Origin of the sequence: Bradyrhizobium sp. B039 (assembly GCF_038965675.1) — a bacterium.
Classification (GTDB): domain Bacteria; phylum Pseudomonadota; class Alphaproteobacteria; order Rhizobiales; family Xanthobacteraceae; genus Bradyrhizobium; species Bradyrhizobium diazoefficiens.
The window spans coordinates 2,176,296-2,197,136 of sequence record NZ_CP152416.1 but is presented as its reverse complement, the minus strand read 5'-3'; the positions used below and the strand labels follow the sequence as shown (position 1 = coordinate 2,197,136).

The 20,841-nt window shown below is 63.4% G+C and carries 20 protein-coding genes; 6 read left to right on the top strand and 14 right to left on the bottom strand.

All coding sequences use genetic code 11. The features are described 5' to 3' along the window. The first annotated feature begins 2 nt into the window (after positions 1-2). On the top strand, positions 3-2,213 hold the full coding sequence (locus tag AAFG50_RS10470; RefSeq protein WP_028174309.1) for a GNVR domain-containing protein: 2,211 nt from the start codon (positions 3-5) through the stop codon (positions 2,211-2,213). Next, on the top strand, positions 2,197-2,997 hold the full coding sequence (locus AAFG50_RS10465; protein WP_028174308.1) for a hypothetical protein: 801 nt from the start codon (positions 2,197-2,199) through the stop codon (positions 2,995-2,997). Before AAFG50_RS10470 ends, AAFG50_RS10465 begins: the two co-directional genes overlap by 17 nt. Positions 2,998-3,063: 66 nt before the next feature. Here the strand turns inward: AAFG50_RS10465 and AAFG50_RS10460 are convergent, their stop codons facing one another. The 3 genes from AAFG50_RS10460 to AAFG50_RS10450 all read right to left on the bottom strand — a co-directional run bounded on the left by AAFG50_RS10460 (position 3,064) and on the right by AAFG50_RS10450 (position 6,917). Then, positions 3,064-4,224 (bottom strand): acyltransferase, encoded by a 1,161-nt coding sequence (locus AAFG50_RS10460; RefSeq protein WP_038966607.1) that lies wholly within the window; start codon positions 4,222-4,224, stop codon positions 3,064-3,066. Positions 4,225-4,257: 33 nt separating this feature from the next. After that, complete coding sequence (locus tag AAFG50_RS10455) at positions 4,258-5,352, bottom strand: glycosyl hydrolase 53 family protein (protein WP_028174307.1); 1,095 nt, start codon at positions 5,350-5,352, stop codon at positions 4,258-4,260. Between the two features lie 140 nt (positions 5,353-5,492). Further along, complete coding sequence (locus tag AAFG50_RS10450) at positions 5,493-6,917, bottom strand: undecaprenyl-phosphate glucose phosphotransferase (protein WP_011085145.1); 1,425 nt, start codon at positions 6,915-6,917, stop codon at positions 5,493-5,495. 345 nt (positions 6,918-7,262) lie between these two features. Between AAFG50_RS10450 and AAFG50_RS10445 the strand changes: the two genes are divergently transcribed. Together AAFG50_RS10445 and AAFG50_RS10440 are read left to right on the top strand one after the other, a co-directional pair. Then, the gene (locus tag AAFG50_RS10445) at positions 7,263-7,541 is read left to right on the top strand and encodes a hypothetical protein (protein WP_231166650.1); all 279 of its coding nucleotides are present in this window, start codon (positions 7,263-7,265) and stop codon (positions 7,539-7,541) included. 149 nt (positions 7,542-7,690) lie between these two features. Next, a complete protein-coding gene (locus tag AAFG50_RS10440; RefSeq protein WP_011085143.1) occupies positions 7,691-8,425 on the top strand; it encodes a metallophosphoesterase family protein in 735 nt (244 codons plus the stop codon). A 24-nt stretch (positions 8,426-8,449) separates the two neighbouring features. On the opposite strand, the gene AAFG50_RS10435 is transcribed toward AAFG50_RS10440, so the two are convergent. The 3 genes from AAFG50_RS10435 to AAFG50_RS10425 all read right to left on the bottom strand — a co-directional run bounded on the left by AAFG50_RS10435 (position 8,450) and on the right by AAFG50_RS10425 (position 9,876). After that, on the bottom strand, positions 8,450-8,872 hold the full coding sequence (locus AAFG50_RS10435; RefSeq protein ID WP_028174305.1) for a hypothetical protein: 423 nt from the start codon (positions 8,870-8,872) through the stop codon (positions 8,450-8,452). A 51-nt stretch (positions 8,873-8,923) separates the two neighbouring features. After that, positions 8,924-9,226 carry a hypothetical protein gene (locus tag AAFG50_RS10430; RefSeq protein ID WP_028174304.1) on the bottom strand — a complete coding sequence of 101 codons (303 nt, stop codon included), beginning with the start codon at positions 9,224-9,226 and terminating at the stop codon, positions 8,924-8,926. Between the two features lie 206 nt (positions 9,227-9,432). Further along, positions 9,433-9,876, bottom strand: coding sequence for a hypothetical protein (locus AAFG50_RS10425; protein ID WP_162185812.1), 444 nt, complete (start codon positions 9,874-9,876; stop codon positions 9,433-9,435). A 493-nt stretch (positions 9,877-10,369) separates the two neighbouring features. Between AAFG50_RS10425 and AAFG50_RS10420 the strand changes: the two genes are divergently transcribed. Both AAFG50_RS10420 and AAFG50_RS10415 read left to right on the top strand, forming a co-directional pair. Then, positions 10,370-10,555 (top strand): hypothetical protein, encoded by a 186-nt coding sequence (locus AAFG50_RS10420; protein ID WP_131234219.1) that lies wholly within the window; start codon positions 10,370-10,372, stop codon positions 10,553-10,555. A gap of 930 nt (positions 10,556-11,485) precedes the next feature. Next, positions 11,486-11,851, top strand: coding sequence for a VanZ family protein (locus AAFG50_RS10415; RefSeq protein WP_028174301.1), 366 nt, complete (start codon positions 11,486-11,488; stop codon positions 11,849-11,851). 17 nt (positions 11,852-11,868) lie between these two features. Here the strand turns inward: AAFG50_RS10415 and AAFG50_RS10410 are convergent, their stop codons facing one another. The 8 genes from AAFG50_RS10410 to AAFG50_RS10375 all read right to left on the bottom strand — a co-directional run bounded on the left by AAFG50_RS10410 (position 11,869) and on the right by AAFG50_RS10375 (position 20,808). Beyond that, the gene (locus AAFG50_RS10410) at positions 11,869-12,153 is read right to left on the bottom strand and encodes a hypothetical protein (protein WP_028174300.1); all 285 of its coding nucleotides are present in this window, start codon (positions 12,151-12,153) and stop codon (positions 11,869-11,871) included. 109 nt (positions 12,154-12,262) lie between these two features. After that, a complete protein-coding gene (locus AAFG50_RS10405; protein WP_028174299.1) occupies positions 12,263-12,733 on the bottom strand; it encodes a hypothetical protein in 471 nt (156 codons plus the stop codon). 149 nt (positions 12,734-12,882) lie between these two features. Continuing rightward, positions 12,883-14,610 (bottom strand): chemotaxis protein, encoded by a 1,728-nt coding sequence (locus tag AAFG50_RS10400; protein WP_028174298.1) that lies wholly within the window; start codon positions 14,608-14,610, stop codon positions 12,883-12,885. Positions 14,611-14,615: 5 nt separating this feature from the next. Further along, positions 14,616-15,707 carry a chemotaxis response regulator protein-glutamate methylesterase gene (locus AAFG50_RS10395; RefSeq protein ID WP_011085136.1) on the bottom strand — a complete coding sequence of 364 codons (1,092 nt, stop codon included), beginning with the start codon at positions 15,705-15,707 and terminating at the stop codon, positions 14,616-14,618. A 16-nt stretch (positions 15,708-15,723) separates the two neighbouring features. Further along, entirely contained in the window at positions 15,724-16,578 is an 855-nt protein-coding gene (locus tag AAFG50_RS10390; protein WP_011085135.1) for a CheR family methyltransferase, read from the bottom strand. 125 nt (positions 16,579-16,703) lie between these two features. Next, positions 16,704-18,509 (bottom strand): methyl-accepting chemotaxis protein, encoded by a 1,806-nt coding sequence (locus AAFG50_RS10385; protein WP_028174297.1) that lies wholly within the window; start codon positions 18,507-18,509, stop codon positions 16,704-16,706. Between the two features lie 59 nt (positions 18,510-18,568). Further along, positions 18,569-19,045, bottom strand: a complete 477-nt coding sequence (locus tag AAFG50_RS10380) for a chemotaxis protein CheW (protein ID WP_028174296.1) — start codon at positions 19,043-19,045, stop codon at positions 18,569-18,571. 65 nt (positions 19,046-19,110) lie between these two features. Next, positions 19,111-20,808, bottom strand: a complete 1,698-nt coding sequence (locus AAFG50_RS10375) for a methyl-accepting chemotaxis protein (RefSeq protein ID WP_028174295.1) — start codon at positions 20,806-20,808, stop codon at positions 19,111-19,113. Positions 20,809-20,841: the final 33 nt, after the last annotated feature.

Sequence of the window (20,841 nt, the reverse complement as noted above, 5' to 3'; positions counted from 1 at the left end):
AGATGTTTCAGCCACGAGACCAGTTTCCGCAACGTCCGAGATATGCCATCGAGGTCGGTGGCACGACGCTTAGCGCCGAGCGCGCTCTGGACATCGTACGTCGCCAATGGCCGCTGATCGTCGCCATCGTGGCCGGTACGCTCGCGCTCGTTCTCGTCTACCTGATCGTTGCGACGCCGATGTACACGGCAAATGCGCGCATTCTGATGGATACGCGTCAGACCCAGGTGCTGGACAAGGACAGCGGAACCGCCAACGCGCTGATCGACCCGGGCTTCGTCGACAGCCAGGTCGAGATTCTCCAGTCCGACGACCTGCTCCTGTCGATCGTCCGGCGCCTGAAGCTCACCGAGGATTCGGAGTTCAACGGTTCAGACCCAGGATTGATTCCGCTGGTCATCGGCAAGGTCATCGCGATGTTCGGATCGGATGGCCCTCCGAGCAAGGAGCGCGTCGAGCGTGGCGCGGTCGAGCTGCTCCAGAAGAATCTCAAGGTCGAGCGCGTGCTGACGACCTATGTCCTTTCGATGAACTTCCGCTCGATCGATCCGAACAAGGCGGCGCAGATCGCGAACGCCATCGCGGACGCCTACATCGTGGGCGCGCTGGAAGCGAAATATCAGTCGACCAAGCGCGCCGGCGAATGGCTCCAGCAACGCAGCGCCGAGCTGCGTGAGCAAGCGACAGCGAGCGATCGCGCCGTGCAAACGTTCAAGGCGCAGAACAACATCGTCGGCACCAGCCGGGGCCTGATGAGCGAGCAGCAGCTCGCCGACGTCAACTCTCAGCTCATCGCCGCGCATGCGGCAACCGCGGAGGCCAAGGCCCGTCTCGACCGGATCGAGGCGTTGCTGGACAAGGACCTGGTCCAGCCGACGGTGACGGACGCCCTCAACAACACCGTGATCACCCGCCTGCGCGCCCAGTATCTCGACCTTGCGGCCCAATATGCCGATTGGTCGACCCGCTACGGCAAGACCCACCAGGCGGCCGTCAACCTGTCCAACCGCATGGACGAGCTGCGCAAGGCCATCGCGGACGAAGTGCGCCGTATCGCGGACGCGTATCGCAGCGAATACGAGATCGCCAAGAGCCGCGAGACGGCACTCGAGGACAACCTCAAGAATCTCGTGTCCCAGGCCGGCAGCACCAGCCAGGCGCAGGTCAAGCTGCGCGATCTCGAGAGCGCGGCGGACACCTATCGCAACCTCTACAACAACTTCCTCGAGAAGCTTCAGAACGCGACGCAGAACCAGAGCTTCCCGATCAGCGAAGCGCGCATCATCAGCACGGCGGTCAAGCCTGACAAGAAGAGCTCGCCCAAGACGCTGCTGGCGCTGGCCGGCGGCCTGCTCGGCGGCCTCTGTTTCGGCTTCGGCGCCGCCTTCACGAAGGAGCTGATGAGCGACGTACTGCGGTCTCCGAACGACGTCGAGGACCAGCTCGGGGTGAAATGCCTCGGCGTCCTTCCCGACATTCGCCCGGCGAGAGCCTCGGCGGATCATCCGGAAGCAAACATATCGAGCTACGTCGTCGAGCATCCGTTCTCGCGGTTTGCGGAGACGCTGCGGAACATCAAGGTGTCGATCGACGTCGCGCGCCTCTCGCGCGAGGTCAAGGTGATCGGCATCCTGTCGTCCCTGCCGAAGGAAGGAAAAACCACGGTCGCCGCCAATTTCGGTCATCTGACCGCGTTGACCGGCCACCGCACGCTGCTGATCGACGGCGACCTTCACACTCGCTCGCTGACGCGGGCGCTGGCTCCACATTCCAAGACCGGTCTGGTCGAAGCCCTCAAGGATCCGCACTCGTTCGGCTACCACATCCAGCGCAGCAAGGAGAGCGGGCTCGACTTCCTGCCCTCCGTCGTCGCCTCGCGCATGGTGAACTCGGCGGACGTCATTGCCTCGAAGTCGATGGCCGACCTGCTCGCGGTGGTTCGCGAGGAGTATGAGTACATCGTCATCGATCTGGCGCCGGTGATGCCGGTGGCCGACGCCAAGGCCGTCAGCCACCTCGTCGATGCGATGGTTTACGTGATCGAGTGGGGCCGCACGAGCCGCAATGCGCTCCAGGAATCGATGGCCAGCTCCGAGGGCATCCAGAAGAAGCTCCTGGGCGCCGTGCTCAATCGCGCCAATCCGAAGATGCTGAAGCGGATCGAGGCGTACAAGGGCTCGCACTACAACAGCTATTATGTCGAGGGCGCCTAGCACCGAGCCGCCGGCACAGCAGCCGGCGGGATCCGCGTTTCGCTGGCTTCTGCGCGGCTCGACCATCGCTCTCGCCGCTGTCGCGCTGGTCTGGGTCGCATCGGTTGTCCCGGATGTGACCAATCCCGCGGTCCCGCAGATCGCCGGCCGCGTGGCGCGCGGCGAACGCTATGAAACCGATCGCTTGAGGCGGATCGTGGGGGACAATCTGCCGTCCGCCCGCCGGCTATGCAGCGCCAAGACGCTGCGCGAACTCCTGCTGCTCCAGCTCGCAATCGCCGACGACTCGACCCGCGCAGGCGATCTGAAGCAGATCGACATCGACGCAGACGCCGTCGCGTCCACGAGCCTCGCGTTGCTGACGTGCGCACCGACGGAAGGACTGGGCTGGTTCGGCCGCTACTGGGCCGAAATCCGCCAGGTCGGCTTCGGGCCGCGAACAGCGGAGTTGCTGGATCTTTCCTATCGCTTCGCGCCGCACGAGGCCTGGCTCCAGCTCATCCGCGCACCGTTGGCTCTTCGCGTCTTCAACGCGGTCTCGCCGGAGCTCAAGGACTACGCCACACAGGACTTCGCCGACATCTTCCAGGCCCGCCTGTACCCCAGCGCCGCCACGCTCTATCAGGCGGCGGGCATGGAGGCGCGCGTCGCGCTGCTCGAACGCACTTGCGCGGCGCCGGAAGCCGATCGGGACCTGTTCTCGCATTTCGTCGCGGAGAAAGGCCTGCGGGTCCGCCATCGCTGCTATCCAACCGACGGCGACGGCGTTCGTACGAGCCGTTGAGGTTGGCAGGGGCCCTCGGCGTGTGCGCCGATGTCCGCGACATTCGGCGCCACGCAAACACCTCGCCTATTTGAGTTCGGTTCGCGGCACGCCCTGGGAAGGGCTGTCGGGCAGGTATTGCAGGAAGAACTTGGTCAGCCCGCGGCGGCTGCGCAGGATCGGCGACTCGAAGTACTTCCAGGACACATGCGCGACCGCGTAGGAGATCACGAAGCCGATGGCTGCGCCCGCGCTGATCTTCACGCTGTTGGGCACCGACATCCCGCCATAGAGCGTGAGCGCCTTACCGAGCGGGTTCGGGATGAAGTTATGCACGAGATAGAAGCCGTAGCTGATCTTCCCGAGATGCTCGAGCGGCTTCCACTCCAGTGCGTGAACAACGACACTTTCCTGGTTGGCGCGAACCCACCACACCAGGGCGACCAGGCAAAGCCCGATCGCAGTGTCGATCACCGGGAAAAGATACGAAGGCGCGTCGTAAATCACGCCGTTCGAGCACAACGCGAACGCCAAAATGAGGAGAAACGCGAACGTGCCGTTTCCGTTCGGAGCCCATCCTTGCCTGTGCAGATGCAGGATCGTGATCGCGCCACCGAACGCGATCAGGCTGAAATTCCAGGGCGACAAGGTGTGGATGGCGGTGTGATTGAAGCCCGACGAATACATCAGGAAATGACCGACCAGCCCGAGGGCGACGACGCACATGCAGGTGACGAAATGGCGCTCCAGGGGAAGCAGGATGAACAGGAAGGGCGCGACCACGTAAAACTGCTGCTCGACCGAGAGCGTCCAGAGCACGCCGAAGGGACCTGCGGTCCCGCCGATGACGCTGCCGATCCAGTAGTTGGACAGGTACACGACGTGATAGCGGAAGCCGAGGTCGGGCCCCGCGTGCTGAAAATACGCCCGGGTCAGGAACAGGATGGCGAGAAGCGCATAATATGCGGGAAAGATGCGCGTCGCGCGCTTCACCCAGAAGGTGACGATCTCCGCTGCAGGCCGGGACGCGGCCGTCTCGGCCTTGCTGCGCTGCCTGTTGAGCTCGCCGATGATGAGGAACCCGCTCAGGATGAAGAAGATCCAGACGCCGACGCTGCCTGAGTAGAACTGCAGTCCGCACTTGTGATTGAGATAGACCAGAACGACCGAAAGACCGCGCAGTCCGTTGAAGCCTAGAATACTGCCCGACTTTTCGGCGTTGGGGCGGTCAGATCCAAGTAGGGACATTGCTGGTTCTTCTCTTTGCACGGAGACCGAGAGCTACAGTCCCCTGGTTCTCAACTCTGTCAATTCTTCAGCCGACAGACGGCCGCCCGCAAACTCCGAGAGCAGAAAGAGCGCGACCTTGGGCCTGTCGATCTCGTACATCAGCCCAAACCTGTTCTCCGGAGGCTTCTTCTGCGGCTCGTCGAACAGCTCGTAGACCATGACGCTTTCGATCTCGACGTCTTTCTGGTTCTTCAGATATTGGAAGGTGTCCCGCAACGTCCGCAGGCATTGCTCCGTCAGAGCATCGCCAGGCTGGTTTCCATAGGCCGGCTTGTAGATCTCGCCGCAATTGACCTCGTTGAACGTCACCGGGCGGCGATAGGACGCGAGCTTCTTGAACAGGTCGAAGGGCAAATTTCGTCCATTCCAGTGCCGATGCGGATTCTGCCCCGCCACCTCGTAATAGTGGTAGGAGATCACGTCGTATTTCACGCCCCTGGACTCCATGAAGTCCAGGAAGCCCAGCATCGTCGAGGTCGTGTTCAACACCTTGCGCAGATGGCTTCCGGTCTCGCGATTGATCTGGTCGATGGCATCGGAGGCGCCGTGCAACACCTGGGCCCAGTCCTCCATCACCGGCATTTCGAAGTCAGCCGCCGTCATCCCGCGCCCGAACAGCTTCTTCCCGTCGGAATCGAGAGCGAGCAGGTTGATCTCGTTCTCCAGCTCCCAGTCGAGGACATCTGCGCTGAACTGCCGGACGAACGCGTAGGTCCGATCGTAACCCTGCCTGTAGAGGGCTTCCCCATCTCCCTTCGGATAGCGCCCTCTGTCTGTGCGGTCGCCATAGCGGAAGGGGAAGTTGATGAGAGGATGAAGCGTGATCGAATATCTTTTGGCCAGCGCGACGGTTTTCCGGAACATCGGCGCTTCGACCGGCTCGGCATCCTGCGTGAGATTGAGGCCAGTCCTGTATTGCGTCAGCCCTCGCGCCTTCATCAGCTGAAAGATCGGCTCGAGATCCCTGCGCTTCTGCGGCGGTCCGCCGACGCCCCATTCCAATGCGAGCGCATCGGAGCAGGACGCGACAACCGCGACGGCGAGCAGCAACAGCATGAGGGCTGACCTGACAAGGCGATGGCTCAATCTGCAAGGCTCCGCGTTTCGGTGGCTCCAATGGCCGATGGGGGGCGATAGATCGCGTGCTGCAAGATGCAGGCCGTCTCCGCCTCGCACGGACGTGATCGGCATCCAGCGCGACGAATGCGCGCCAGATTCAATCCGGCTCAGTAGGCTTCCTGATGAATCAGCGCCAGCGCGGTCTTCAGGATGATCCTGATGTCGAGCCAGATGCTCCAGTTGCTGACGTACCAGACGTCATACTCGACCCGCTTTTCCATCAGATCGATGGTCGGCGTCTCGCCACGGAAACCGTTGACTTGGGCCCATCCGGTCAGGCCCGGCTTCATGTGATGCCGGTACACGTAATTGCTGATGAGCTGGTCGTAGTAATTGTCATGCGCAAGCGCGTGCGGGCGCGGCCCGACCAGCGACATCTCGCCGCGAAGAACGTTCCAGAGCTGCGGCAGCTCGTCGATGCTGGTCCGACGCAGCACGCGGCCGACACGGGTGACACGCGCGTCGCTCTTCGTCGCCTGCGTGACGACATGACCGTTCTCCGCCACCGTCATGGAACGGAACTTCCAGATCTCGAACTGCTTGCCGTTGAAGCCGCGCCGGGACTGCTTGAAGATCACGTTGCCCCTGGAATCGAGCTTGATCATGATCGCGGCCGTCACCAGCAGCGGCGCCAGCAACAGCAGGGCGAACGAGGCAAGGCCGATATCGAGGCAGCGCTTCTGCGCCTGCTCGAACACGCTGAGCGGCGCACGCTGGATCTCAATCGCGACCGTGCCGCTGACCGGCTGGAACGGACGCGACACCAGATCCGCGATCGGAAAATCCGGCAGGAGACGAATCGGCTGGGGAACGACGCGCAGATGCTGGCTCAGCTTCTGGAGAAGCGGCATCTCGTCCCAGTCGATGACCAGGAGATATTCTTCCACGTCCGCCGTCCGGCCCTGACGAATGATGTCGCGAATCTCGCTGTCCCAGCCTGCGCCCTCTTCGGACGGCTCGAGCACGAAATGCCGCACGACGTTGAAGCCGTGCTTGCGCAGATCCTTGAAGCGGGTCGAGGTGAAATCGAGCGGCTTGAGGCTGAGCAGCACGACCTTGCGATCGACCAGACGGCCCTTGGCATAGCTCGAGGTCAGGGCCAGGCGCCACAACACGCGGAGCCCGCCCAAGGCAACGCCGCCGGTCGCAGCGAACAGCAGCGTAGTTCCGCGCGACAGATCCGCGGACGATTTGAGCAGGAACGCCTCGACCGCGAGGATGGTCAACGAGATCAGCCAGACCGCCAGGGCCTTGCGCAGCTGCCAGACCGTACTCAACAGGCGGTGATGATCGTAGACGCCCTGGAAATAGGCGATGGTCACGAATACCGCGCCGACGACGAGACCGGCTCCGACGGACGAATCCTGCTCGACGACAAGCACGCGATACAAACCGCTCGCGACGAAATAGCTGAGCAGCACGGCGAGGAAGTCGCCGGCGATCAAAGCCACCTGGAGGGGTCTCTGGAGGGCACCGCGTCGGTTCGATATAGCCGAATAATAGTTTTCCGAACCGTAAGTTGCTACAGCCATCCGAACCTCGCTGCCTCGTCACGCACCCGCAATCACGATTGCGAGCAAATCGATCGAAATTTTTCGACGTGCGCCGAAGTATATCTTAACTAAACAAAGCGACATTGCGGCAGTGCACCGAAAAAATCAAATCGATTTTTCTGCAACGCAGTATCGCATCGAGAGAATGCTCAAACTGCTGTCACACACGTGACAATTATGCGGGCAATGCGCCGCGATTTCTGTCAAATCGCGTCATTTTCGCGCAACGCGTCGCGCGCATTTGAACGACTGTTCAACCATGCCGCTTAAGTCGTTATTAGCCCGCGGCCATTAACACTCGTGACCAATTCGAGGAGTTGTGTCGTGAGTACCGTCGTCGTCTTCAGCCTGCTGATCGGATCGTTGCTGGGAGGCCGATTCCGAGTCTTCATCCTGCCGCCTGCCATCATTCTCGGTGCAGCGATCCTCGGCGCGGGCGCGGTCTGGCAGGGACATGATTCGGGTCACACCGTTGTTACGATTCTCGTCTTTGCGGCGGTGCTCCAGTTTGGCTATTTCTGCGGCGCGGCTCTGGTCCGCGTGCGAGCATCAGCCTATCGCGGCAAGGCCGCGCCATCGTTCGACAGCCGGAGCTTCGGCTAGTCGGCCTGGAAGCAGCAAGGATCGGCGGTTCGCAGAGCTCTGATGAGCCTTCAGCATCAGAAGGCGGGAAAAAAGCGGCTCTTGGCACCCCGATTCCGTCGATAGCATATTGACATCCCGGGCGAAGCTCTCTGAAAGAGTTGGGCCCCATGCCCACGACAGCGCCCCGAAATTCGCCCCGGCCGAAGCTACCGAACGGCGTGCGCATCTATGCGCTCAGCGACATCCACGGCTGCGCGCACCTGCTCGAACAGATGTTTGCCGTCATCGATGCGGACATGGCGAACAGCCGGCCCTATCGCGCGATCGAGGTCTTCCTCGGCGACTACATCGATCGCGGACCGGACTCGCGCCACACCCTCGACCTCCTGATCAGGCGCAGCCGCCGCCGCAACACGGTCTTCCTCAAGGGCAATCACGAGGCCTATTTCACCTCGGTGCTGGAGGACCCCTCGCGCGCCACCGAATGGTTTCAGTTCGGCGGACTCCAGACCCTGATGTCGTATGGCGTGTCGGCCGCGCCGGGCCTCAGCAAGGACGAACAGTCCGATCTCGTGCGCGAACTCACATCCGCGATGCCGCCGGAGCACATCGCGTTCCTGCGCCAGCTGCGGCCGACATTCACATGCGGCGACTTCTTCTTCGTCCATGCCGGAGTGCGCCCGGGCATTCCGCTCTCCGAACAGCGCGAATCCGACCTGTTGTGGATCAGGGACGAATTCCTCCAGAGCAAGAGGCGTTTCGGCAAGTATGTCGTGCACGGCCACACGCCGGTGCGGCAGGCCGAGCTGCTGGAGAACCGCGCCAACATCGATACCGGGGCGTACGCCACCGGAAATCTGACGCTGCTGTCCATCCAGGGCAACAGCATGCTCGCGATCTAGCCGCCCACGCTCGCGCGCCACACTCTAATTGGTGGAGCTTGCCGGAGGCCGATATTCCGGAAAACGGCTCAGCATCGCCGCCTTCAGGAACTTGAAATGCGCGATCGAGGCACCGAGCTCCTTGAGCCGGCGCTGGCCGTTCAGGATCTCCTTGTCGAACAGATCCTGATGGTGATTGTCGAGCGCCTCGCGCTCGAGATATTCGTCATCGCCGTTGCCGAAGGTCACGGCCGCACGCGCCAGCACGTCTTCCACCCGGCGATTGAGGCCCGATTGCTCCCGCTCCGCCGCATGGAGCGCGTCCTCGATCGCGATCATGATGGCTTCGATCCGCGTACGATCGGTTTCGGCGTCGCGCTCGGGCGAGCGCGCACGGAACGTCTGCTCTCCCCCGAAACGGTCCTTCAGGAAGTTATGGGTGCGGGCCCGCAAGAAGAGCTGAAACATGCGTGCACTTTCCGGTTCGAGGCGCCAGACCAGAAAATGGGTCCGGGATGGTTAATAAAGATTGAAGCCTTCGCGCCGTTCGGTGCGGCTTTGCGCCATCCAGGCCCTCCAGGCGCCCTCGTGCTTCTCGTAGAGCTCAAGCCGGCGCCGCTCACCGGCATCCGGCCACACGTCACGGCCGCCGGACGCGACCTGCACCCGGCCCGGCGCCTGGCCACTGTCGAGCCGCTCGAACTCGAACGTCTCCTCGGGCGTCAGGCCAATCAGGACACGCCGGCCACCCGCATCGACGAAATAGCGCCGCGGCGCCGTGTTCGTCGAACTGGTGATGGCGTCTACCCGCGTTCCCGTCATGATCCACTCCCCTGCATCCACGCCCCTGCCTACAACCGTGCCACGCCGGTTGTAAATCATCGGAATACACGTCCGCGCCATCGCCAACACGATGCGCCAGTGTCATCTTCGAGTTGTGTCGAGATCATGATGAGCGCCGCTGATTTTCTTGCCACGCCCGAGATTTTTTGGGCAGCACCGTGCTTGCGAAGTGGTCCGCCGCGCGCTCAGCCGAAGAACCAGAGGAACAACCGCACCAGCAACAGCGTGATGAAGTACACCCAGCCCGCCATCGCAATCAGCGCAACGCTGAAAAATGCGCCTTCGAATGCCCACTCTCTGATCTTCGTGAGGGGAAGTGCCGCTCGCGCTCTCTGAAGCATCTCGGTCTTCTGATTGTTTGTTTGATTTGTTCTTCGCCGTTCGCGCGAACATAGCCGAACGAATTCGACGATCTCGTGACGAGTCGTCTGAGCGAAGTGCAATGCTGCTTGTCGGGATTTGCTTGCACCTTGCGCGGCGTCGCGATTGGATCGCTTCTCGTTCGGAGCGGTTGCGATCGACACCGCGCGGTGATTCAATTCAAATTGATTCCGCGCGACGCAGCCGCCGCGACGACGATTCTGCAATCGCGCGCAGGTGATCGCGGCAAGATCAAGTGATCGCTGCAAGATGATGTCTCCGGGTATGGCGCGGCGCCCGTCAGTCGAGGATGCGGCGACCCGGCTCCGCACAACGGGTACGCGACGAGGCCGGCTTCGTGGCGGATCGCTCCGGCCACGATCTCCGCGACGCCGTGGATTCCGGCAAGGCCGGACGCGAGCCCGGCCGGCGTCCCCGCGAGGCTTCGAAAGCGGGCTTGGCGAAGGCCGTCCGCTGGCTCTGCGACAGCCGGACATGATGACAGAACATCCTCGATCGCGGCTGTCGGAGCGCGCGGATCGACCGCGGTTCACAAAAACACCGTGGTACTACGGAGCGCCGCGCGCCGATTTCATCGCGGTAAGGTTGAGCGGTTAGCTTAATCCGCGTTGTTTGTTGCGAATGCCGAGGGATCGCATATCCATCTTCACACCGGGCTGCCCCAAGCCCGGCCCCACCCAAGCAAAGCCGTCGAGCGAACATGGGTCCGCTTGGCGGCTTTGTCGTTGTGTCGACGAGAGGATGAATTCGGTTATGGCGCGCAGGCCCTGGTCGTTCAAGGAAGACCGCCGGCTGATGGAGTTGGCCAAGTCTTCGACTTCGCTGGAAGAGGCGGCAAAGCTTCTCGGTCGCTCGCCCGATGCGATCAAGCGCATGGCCTTGCGTCTCGGCCTGTCGCTGAAATCCAAGGGCACCAAGAAGAACTAGCGTCCGTCGCGCCGGCCGTGCGCGACAGTTCACGGACGTGCGCGCCTGCCCGATCGACCGGTGAGCGGAAAGCCGCCAATCGACGCAGCCCGAACGCCTTCAGCACACTCGATCTCTCCGCGCCTGGATGTTAAGCTGCCCGGCGATGAAGATCGATCATCGACGGGCTTCGATGTCCGCCCGATCGTTTGTTGGAGGAATGGATCATGTTGTCCCGCGCACTGGCTGTAGCTTTGCTCCTGGCTCTGCCCTCGATGGCGTCGGCGCAAGTCCCCGTGCGGTTCGGATTTCCGAATGGTGCGCCATGGTGTGCCTTTGGCTTCGATTGCAGATTTCTGAATTACCGCGAGTGCGCGGACTGGATCTATGATCCTGCGCGAAACTGCCTCAAGAATCCGTACTTCGCAGCCCACTACCCGACCGATGTCGACAAGGGCTGGTCCTACAATCGGCGCTGAACGTCGCCCTCCTGCCGACGACTTCGTCATGCGGTCAGGCGCGCGGCTTCGTGCCTGGCCCGGCTCGTCAATGACGAGAATTTGGGCAGGGACGATCGGCTGCTCCTCCGCAAAGCCGGAACTCTCGACCGCGCCCCGCATTGTTCCCGAAAGGAATGCGGGAGGCGGCGCCATGGCAAGCTCTTTCCTGATCGTGATGTCGATCTGGCTTGGCATCAACATCCTGTTCGTGGCCGTGAGATTGTGGGTCACAAGACCAGGGAGCCGGCGGGTTGATGACGCCCCCAGCCAATTCAGCATGAAATCGCGACTGCATCGCCACGCTTGACGTCGTCAGATGCGCAACCGCCGAAATGGGCCGTCTCTGCCGTTCGCTCGTGAACCTCGGTTCATGCCCGCGAAGGTTTATGAACCTTAACGATGTTCCTGGCTTTCGAAACCGACCAGCGGGCCGACCGGTTATGTTGGCGCCATGCGCCGCAACCATCTCATCGCAGCCGCCGGAATCTGCCTCGCGCTCATCATCTATGCCACGCTGGCCAAGCTCGCGGGCAGGCCGGCGCTCATGGGCCATGCGGAGGCCTACTCGGTCGTCGTCATCGAGCGCTTCAGCGCCTACGGCCTGTTGGGCTTCCTGCTGTCGTTCCTGCTGCCGGGGCGCGTCAAACTGGCTTGCGCGTTTGTGGTGGCCGTTGCAGTCGGTCTCGAGGTTATGCAGGCGGTGACGCCGGATCGTGATCCGCGGCTCATCGATGTGCTGCAAAAGGCCGCCGGCGGCACCGTCGGCGTCCTTCTGGCCCAAACCATCCTGGCTTTCCTGCCAAGGCCGCCGTCTTAGCGCGGCCGACGGCCGACCTACGCCACTCCGCGCCTGAGGCTCTCCTGCTGGGTCGCGAGAACTCCCGACATCTGCCGATGGGTTTCACGCAACGCCGCGATCGCATCATCGAGACCGAATTCGGCTTCGCGAATGGTCTCGAAGAACCGGGCCATCAAGGCGAGGTTCAGCTTGACGCGGGTGTTACCGTCGCGACTCTTGCGGCGATCGAGCGACAGATGCTGCGCCTGAAGCCGGGCTTCGGCAGCACTACAGCCGTTGAGCGTCGCGAGTTCGTCATATGTCATCCAGATTTGAGGCATGTCCCTGTCCGTCTTTTGTTATGGACCTCAACCTAGATTTCACCTCTAAAGGCACGGTTGCCGCAATGCGGTGACGAAGGGTTTTCGCGACAACAGCGTCAATGCAAAGCTAAGACGCGGGATCCTTTGCTGTATCCTTTGCTGTATCCTTGGGCGACGCAAATGGATGGCGCGGCCGGGAGCGGCTGTCGAGATTCTTGGGCAATTTGTCGGCATTGAGCTTCACGACCGCGCATCGAGCGTCGGCGGCAGGCGCATCTTCCTGGCTGTAGATCAGCGTCGCCTCGAATTTGACGTCGGGTGCTTCCTTGGCCGTGCCCGAGCAGGTCGCGACCAGGCCATTGCACACACCCGCAAGATCGACCTCGACCTCGTCCGGCCCGAACACGCTCGGCGGACCATCGGTGTGCCGGTTCACGGTCAAGACGGCCGAGAAGTGCTTCTCATTGACACGATAAGAGCCACCATAGGTGAAGAAGCTGTCGCTACCCGAGATCCGGCCCTCGATCAGATCCACGACGCCGGTGCCCTGGCCGCGCGGCGTCCTGAACCAGGCAGCGTATTTGCCGTCTCTCAACATACGAATTTCTCGGCGTGAAAATTGACGGGTATTTGCAACCAACTCTGGGGCGCGACAATGACCAAACCGCCAGCGCTTTCGGCAGGGTTAACGCCCCGAAAACCCGATCCATCGAATTGCCGCCGGCGCGCGACGCGACGGCACCGACGTCAAAACAATTCTATGCCGTCGTCGGCGGTCTCGACCGCCTCGACGCGCCGCGTGGCGGCGACCGACGCAAGCCCGAGCGTTTGCAGGAACTCCCGGTGGACGTCCCGCTCGCGCTCCATCGTGTAGCGCGCGAAGAGATCGTCGAGCATGGCCTCGTCCTGCGCACCCGGTTGCGGCCGCCGGGCGACCGCACTCGCAGTCTCGAGGCGCGCGGCCACCGCAGGCAAAGTCGCGGAGCTTTCGCCGAGCTTGCTCATCAGGCCTTGCGCCGAATTCATCAGGCTCTCGAATTCCGCTCCCTCGTCGACGAGCCGGCTCATCAGCTTGTCGAGCCGTTCGTTGCCGGCCTCGACCTCGCGCAGCGCCTGGAGGATCTGCGGCTCGAGGTTGGCAAGCTGCGTGGGATCGCCCTGCACGCGAAGCTCCTTCAGTGCCTTGGCCGAGCGCTCGATGCCGTCGAGCACGGGCCGGAGGCGCCCCGCCCCCGCCGAAACCTGGTCCGCAGTCGCCTTGAGCTCGTTGGCGATCACGACGAAGGCGCTGCCGCGGCTGCCGAGATGGCTTGCCTTGAGACCGGCATTCATCCCGATCAGGGTGATGTCGACGGTCGCATCGGCGAGCCCGGCGATCGCCTGGCGAAATTTCGCCAGCGTATCCTCGACAATGGCCAGCGCGTCATCGACCGCACGGCCGGCGCCCTCGCAGGTGGCGATCAGGGTCGAGGCATGCGCCAATATCTGCTTGATGCGCGTCAGGAACGACGACGAGCCGCCATCCTCACCGCCGAACAGGGTGCGGCCGTGGCCGACGACGCTGGCCGCATCATTCAAGATAGCCGCCAGCGCGCGAACGATCTGGCCGATGTCGCCACCGAACTCGCGCTGGGCGTCCCTCAGCTGGGCGGCCTGCAACAGGCAGATGGCGCGCGCGCCGTCATCGCTCGTGACGGGTTCGGGAACGAGGCTTGGTGAAGGTCCTGACGCAAGACCGAAACCGTGACAGACATGCTCGAGACGCTGGCGCGTACTGTCGCCGGCCTGCAAGGAAATGATCGCGCTGCCGACCGCCTCGGCGATCTTCCTGGTGCTGGCGCTGGCGAGATCGGCGACATGGCTGCTCTTGCTGCGCTGGTCGCGCAATCCGCCATAGGCCTCGCCGAGCTCGGCGCTCTCCGAGACCAGCTGGTTCCCGTAACGGCTCTCGAACTCCTTCTGCCGGCCGGAGGCGGTGGCAACGGCTTCCGACAGACGTTGCTGGTCCCGTGCGCAGCCCTCGATCGAGCGCTGCACGGCCTTGCCGAGATCGTAGGCTTCCTGCGTAAAGGCGAGAAAGCCTTCACGGTCGCCATCGAGCGAAGCCGCCTCGATCCGCGCGCTGCGCGCGATGATGGTGATCATTCCGATGTGCTTGAACAGCGGTTTGAGCAGCGAGGACGCCTCCTCCGTACTCTTGCCGATCGTCGCAAGCAGTGCGCTCTCGGCCGGCAGCGTCTGCGCCAGCTCGCTGAGCCGCGCGGCGATCTCCTGCAGCGCGGTCGCGGCGCCCTCGATCTCGGCGCCGGAGAGCTCCTCGGAGAGCGTGGCGAGGCCCTGGTTCAGCTCCTTGAAGATGATGTGGCCGCGACCGAGCTCCCGACCGACGCGCGCAAAGACATCCTCGATGCGCGACGAGACATCCTCGATCGCCGCGGTCGCTTCAGTGAGCGTGGTGGCCGGAATGGCGGACATTGCAATCAACCTGCCACCGCGACGTGCCCGGCCTGATACCAGAGCATGATCTCGCGCGGAATATGGTGCAGCGGCACGACCTTCTCGACCCCGCCATGGGCGATGGCTTCCTTGGGCATGCCGAACACCACGCAGCTGTCTTCATCCTGTGCTCGCGTCGAGGCGCCGAGCTTGCGCATCTCCAGCATTCCGCGCGCGCCATCGTCGCCCATGCCGGTCATGATGACGCCGAGCGCGTTGGCGCCGGCGTGCTGGGCCGCCGAGCGGAACAGCACGTCGACTGAGGGGCGATGCCGCGACACCGGCGGACCGTCCTTGATCGCAATCTGGTAGCGCAGCCCGATACGCTGAAGCAGCATGTGACGGGCGCCCGGGGCAATATAGGCGCTGCCCGGCAGCACCGGCTCGCCGTCCTCGGCCTCCTTGACCCGGATCTGGCAGACGCTGTCGAGACGTCTGGCAAACGCCGCGGTGAACCCCGCCGGCATGTGCTGGACGATGAGAAGCGGAGGGCAGTGCGGCGGCAGCATCTCGAGGACGTCGTTGAGCGCCTCGGTGCCGCCCGTCGATGCGCCGATGCACACGATGCGCTCCGTCGTCGGCCGGACCTTGCCCTGCACCGGCGGCGGGATGATGGCGTCGGCCGTCAGCTTCTTCTCGACCACCCGGCGCTCCGCACGCGGGCGCACGCGGGCGCGCGCCGCCGACTTGACGGCCTCGCGCAGCCGCGTGGAGCATTCGAGCAGCGCCTGCCGCGTGTCGATCTTCGGCTTCGGCACGATGTCGACCGCGCCCGCCTCGAACGCCTCGAACATCACGTTCGAGCCTTCTTCGGTCAGCGAGGAGCAGATGATCACCGGGATCGGACGTTGCGCCATGATCTTGCGCAGGAACGTCATGCCGTCCATGCGCGGCATCTCGATGTCGAGGATCATGACGTCGGGGATCTCGTTCTGGAGGCGGCGCGCGGCTGCGAACGGGTCGGACGCGGTCCCCATCACCTCGATGTCCGGATCGTCATTGAGGATCGTCTGAAGGATTTGGCGCACCGACGCCGAATCGTCCACGATCAGCACGCGAACTTTCTCCCTCGGCATTCTGGTTGCGCTCCGGCTAGACCTTGAAAATGGTTGGCTGAACTTGCTTCAAACCCGGCACTGCACTGTGAATCATCGATTCCGAATGTCCGACCAGCAGATAGCCGCCGGGCCGCAAATGGCTGCACAATTGCTCGATCACCTTGCGCTGCGTCTCGCGCTCGAAATAAATCAGGACGTTGCGGCAAAAGATGATGTCGACGTCGCGGTCGACGGGATAGGACGCATCCATGAGGTTCATCCGCATGAAATGCGTCATGCGCCGCAATTCCGGCACCACCCGCACCTCGCCGCGCGACTTGTCCCGCGACGACAGGAAGTACCGCTTCACGAAGGGCTCCGGCACCGGCGCGAGAACGTCGCGGGTGTAGATCGCGGTCTTGGCAAGGCGCAGCACCGCGGTCGAGATGTCGGTCCCGAGGATGCGGTACTGAAACCGCGAGCCGTTCCGCGTCATGTCGTCCAGCACCATCGCGGTCGTGTAGGCTTCCATGCCGGTGGAGCTCGCCGAGCTCCAGATCTTCAGGTTCGCGTTCTTCCGTCCATGCAATTTGAGCAGGGCCGGGATTGCGACGTCCCGCATGAAAGTGAAGTGCTGGGGCTCGCGGAAGAAGTCGGTCTTGTTGGTCGTCACCACATCGATCAAATGGGTGAGCTCGGTGTCGAAATGCTCCGCCCCGAACAGGTTGTCGACATATTCGTTGAGGTCGGAGAAGTTCAGCGCGCGCACGCGCTTGTGCAGCCGCCCCTCCAGCATCAGCCGCTTGCCTTGCGGCAGCTTGATGCCGACCTGGCCCTCGATCAATTCGGCAATGGTCCGGAAGTGGCGGTCCGACAGATGCACGGCCATGTCCTGCACGGCGGGCATCATGGTCGCCGGCCCCGGTCCGAGATGGCCGCCTGCACTGAATGTCGGGCCACCCGGGCCATCTTGAATCCTACACGTTTACGCAATCACAGATCGGCCCCCGGTGGGGGCCGATCCCTCAGAGAGCCTTAGCGCTGGAAATCGGCGTCCCGATCGTCCTCGCCGTCGTTCATGTCGAAGGCGAAGCCACCGCCGCCCGCAACCTTCATGGCACGCGCGGGCTTGGCCGGCGGCTTCCTGGCCGGGCGCTCGACGGCCGCCATGGTGGCCGCCTTGGCGCGCAACTGATTGACCGCCCGGTCGATCGGTGCGGCCGCGCGGCCCTTTCCACCCTGCTCGATGCGGAAATAAGCGATAGTGGACTGGAGCTGCTCGGCCTGCGAGGCGAGCTCCTCCGAGGTCGAGGACACCTGCTCGGAAGCGCTGGCGTTCTGCTGGCCGACCTTGTCGAGCTGCTGGATCGCCTGGTTGATCTGGGCCGAACCGACGTCCTGCTCGCGGCAGGCCGCGGTGATCTCCTCGACCAGCTCGGCGGTCTTCTTGATATCAGGGACGAGCTTGGCAAGCATATTGCCGGCTTCCTGCGCGACCTTGACTGTTTCAGTCGAGAGCGTGCCGATCTCGGCCGCCGCAGCCTGGCTGCGCTCGGCAAGCTTGCGCACTTCGGAAGCGACGACTGCAAAGCCCTTGCCGTGCTCGCCGGCGCGCGCGGCTTCGACCGCCGCGTTCAGCGCGAGCAGGTCGGTCTGGCGCGCGATCTCCTGCACGATGGTAATCTTCTCGGCGATGGTCTGCATCGCGTTGACGGCGCGTCCGACGGCCGCGCCGCTGGCCTCCGCGTCCTTGGCCGACTGCGCGGCGATCTTCTCGGTCTGGTTGGCGTTGTCGGCGTTCTGCTTCACGTTCGAGGCCATCTCCTCCATCGAGGACGAGGCTTCCTCGGCGGACGAGGCCTGCTCGGTCGCGCCCTGCGAAAGCTGCTCGGCGCTCGCGGAAAGCTCCTGACTGCCGGCAGAGACGTTCTGCGCCGCCGTCAGAGCTTCCGACACGATCTGGCGGAGCTTTTCCACCATGCGCTCGAGGGCAAGGCCCAGCGTGTCCTTGTCCGACTGCGGCTTGGCCTCAACCATGAGATTGCCCTGCGCAATCTCGTTGGCGACGGCCGCAGTGGCGTTCAGGTTCACGGTCATCGCATTCAGCGATTTGATGAGATCGCCGATCTCGTCATTGCTGGACGACTCGATCTTACGGCTGAGATCGCCGATCGCCACCGCGTCGGCGAGGCCGACGGCCTGTGCCAGCGCGCGGCTGATGTTGAGGGCGATCCAGGTGGCGGCAACAGCGGCGATCAGGAGCGAGGCAATGACCAGGCTCATCAGCAGCATTTCGGCGCGGGCGCCGTCCTGCTTGGACTGCTCGGCCTGCTCCGCCATGTTCTTCTTGACGTTCTTGATGTAGCCGTCGGCTGCTTCCAGCGCGTCCGCGACGACCTTGCGGCCGTCATGCATGGACCGGTCCAGGGCCTTCGGCTTGTCGGACTTCGCGAGCCTGACCGTCTCATCCTGATAGGCGCTCAGCTTGGCAAACGCCGTGGAGAAGTTCTCCATCAGTTTCTTGCCGCCTTCGCTGGCGGCGGCGTGGATCTCGTCCTTGGACTTGATGAGCGCTTCGCGATTCTTGGCGAGGTCGGCTACGAACTGATCGTATTCAGCATCGGTCGCCGCGAGGATCGAGTTCTTTTCGGCGCGCACCAGAAACAGGATGCCTTCCTTGAGTTCCGCGGCCTTTTCCATGCGGCCCGCGCGGCTAACCAGAGTCTCGGTGGTGCCGACCATGTCCGACAGCTTCACATAGCCGACCGCGCCGGCGATCATGGAGAGCAGGATGACGACGCCGAAGGCGCTGGCAAGCTTGGCTTTGACGGTAAATCTCATGTCAATCTCGTTGGTTCGAATTGGGGGGCATACGCTTGACCATGCTTACTCTTGCAAACTCAGGCGGCGCGGGGCGCATCGCGCCCTTCCGGGATCTCGTCATGCGCCATCAGCTTGGCGAGATCGAAGATCACGACGAATTTCTCGCCCTTGCGGCCGATGCCGGCGGCGTAGTCGGATTGCCATTTGCCACCGACCTCGGGGATGGGCTCGATCGCCTGCTCGTCGATGTCGGTGACCTCGAACACGCAATCGGCGACGAAGCCGACACCGACCAGACGGTCCTTCATCGGCACGTCGAGGATGATGATGCGGGTCGCCTCGGTCGTCGCCACGCTCGGCAGGCCGAGCTTGGTCCGGAGGTCCACGATCGGATAGCCGCTGCCGCGCACGTCGATCATGCCGAGCAGGAAGTTCGGCGCATGCGGCAGCCGCGAGATCGGACGCATGTCGAGAATTTCGCGGACGTTGCGGATGCTGATGCCGAACGTCTCGCCGGCGAGTCCGAGCGTCAGATATTGCGAGGTTGCGGCCATGCTGCAGTCCAGGGGTCCCGGGGTTTGCGAATGAGCACGATCCGGCACGAGGCCGGACCGCCTGATCAACGTTGGAATTCGGCGTCGCGGTCGTCTTCGCCGTCGTGCATGTCGAACGCGAAGCCGCCACTGCCGGCGACCTTCATCGCACGTGCGGGTTTGCGGACAGGCGCGGGCTTCTTCACGCCGCGATCCGCCGCAGCCATGTGCGCCGCCTTGGCGCGGAGCTGGGTAACGGCACGATCGATCGGCGCCGGCGCCGCGCTCTCGCCGCGGCCGGCATGGTCGATGCGGAAGAACGAGATTGTGGACTGGAGCTGCTCGGCCTGCGAAGCGAGCTCCTCCGAGGTCGAGGAGACCTGCTCGGAGGCGCTGGCGTTCTGCTGGCCGACCTTGTCGAGCTGCTGGATCGCCTGGTTGATCTGGGCCGAACCGACGTCCTGTTCACGGCAAGCGGCGGTGATCTCCTGGACCAGCTCAGCCGTCTTCTTGATGTCGGGCACGAGCTTGGACAGCATGTCGCCGGCCTCCCGGGCGACCTTCACCGTCTCCGTGGACAGCGTGCCGATTTCGGCCGCGGCCGCCTGACTGCGCTCGGCGAGCTTGCGGACCTCGGAAGCGACCACCGCAAAGCCCTTGCCGTGTTCGCCGGCCCGCGCGGCCTCGACCGCGGCGTTGAGCGCCAGCAGATCGGTCTGCCGTGCGATCTCCTGCACGATGGTGATCTTCTCAGCGATCGTCTGCATCGCGTTAACCGCACGACCGACGGCCGCGCCGCTGGATTCCGCATCCTTGGCGGACTGCGCGGCAATCTTCTCGGTCTGGTTGGCGTTGTCGGCGTTCTGCTTCACGTTCGAGGCCATCTCCTCCATCGAGGAAGAAGCTTCCTCGGCGGACGAGGCCTGCTCGGTCGCGCCCTGCGAGAGCTGCTCGGCGCTGGCGGAGAGCTCTTGGCTGCCGGCCGAGACGTTCTGCGCGGCGGTCAACGCCTCCGCGACGATCTGCCGGAGCTTCTCGACCATCACGTTCAGGGACCTGACGAGGTCGCCAATCTCATCGTTGCTGGCGGACGGGATGGTCTGGCTGAGATCGCCCTCCGCAACCGCGCCGGCAAGGCCAACGGCGCGGCCCAGCGAACGGCTGATCGAGATGGAAATCCAGAGCGCAGCCCCGATCGCAATCGCCAGCGAAATGCCGAGCAGCGTCATCAGCACGAACTGCGCCTGGTGGCCTTCCTCCTTGGATTGGACCGCCTGCTCCGCCATCTGCTTTTTCGTGTTGCCGACATAGGCGCTCATGGCTTCCATCGCGTCCGCGACGACCTTGCGACCGTCGCCCATGGAGCGTTCGGTCGCCTTTGCCTTGTCGGTCTTGGCCAGTCTGAACGTCTCTTCCTGATACGCATTCATCTTGGCGTATGTCACAGCGAAGCTGTCGAGCAGCTTCCTGCCGGCTTCGCTCGCCAACGCGTAGACCTCGTCCTTGGTCTTCAGCGCCTGGTCACGAATCTTGGCGGCATCGGCGGCAAACTGTTCGGCCTGGGCTTCCGCTCCGAGAATTGAATTCTTCTCCGCCCGCAGCTGAAGCAGGATATCCTTTTCGATTTGCGTCGCCTTCTCCATCCGGGTCGCGCGCAGGACCATGCTGTCAGCAGTGGCCATCATGTCGCCGAGCTTCATGTACGCGACACCGCCGGCGACCATGGACAGGACAATGACCAGGCCGAATGCGCTGGCCAGCTTCGCTTTGACCGTAAATCTCATTTCCAGCCCCTAAACCTCAAGTCCCACCCCTGG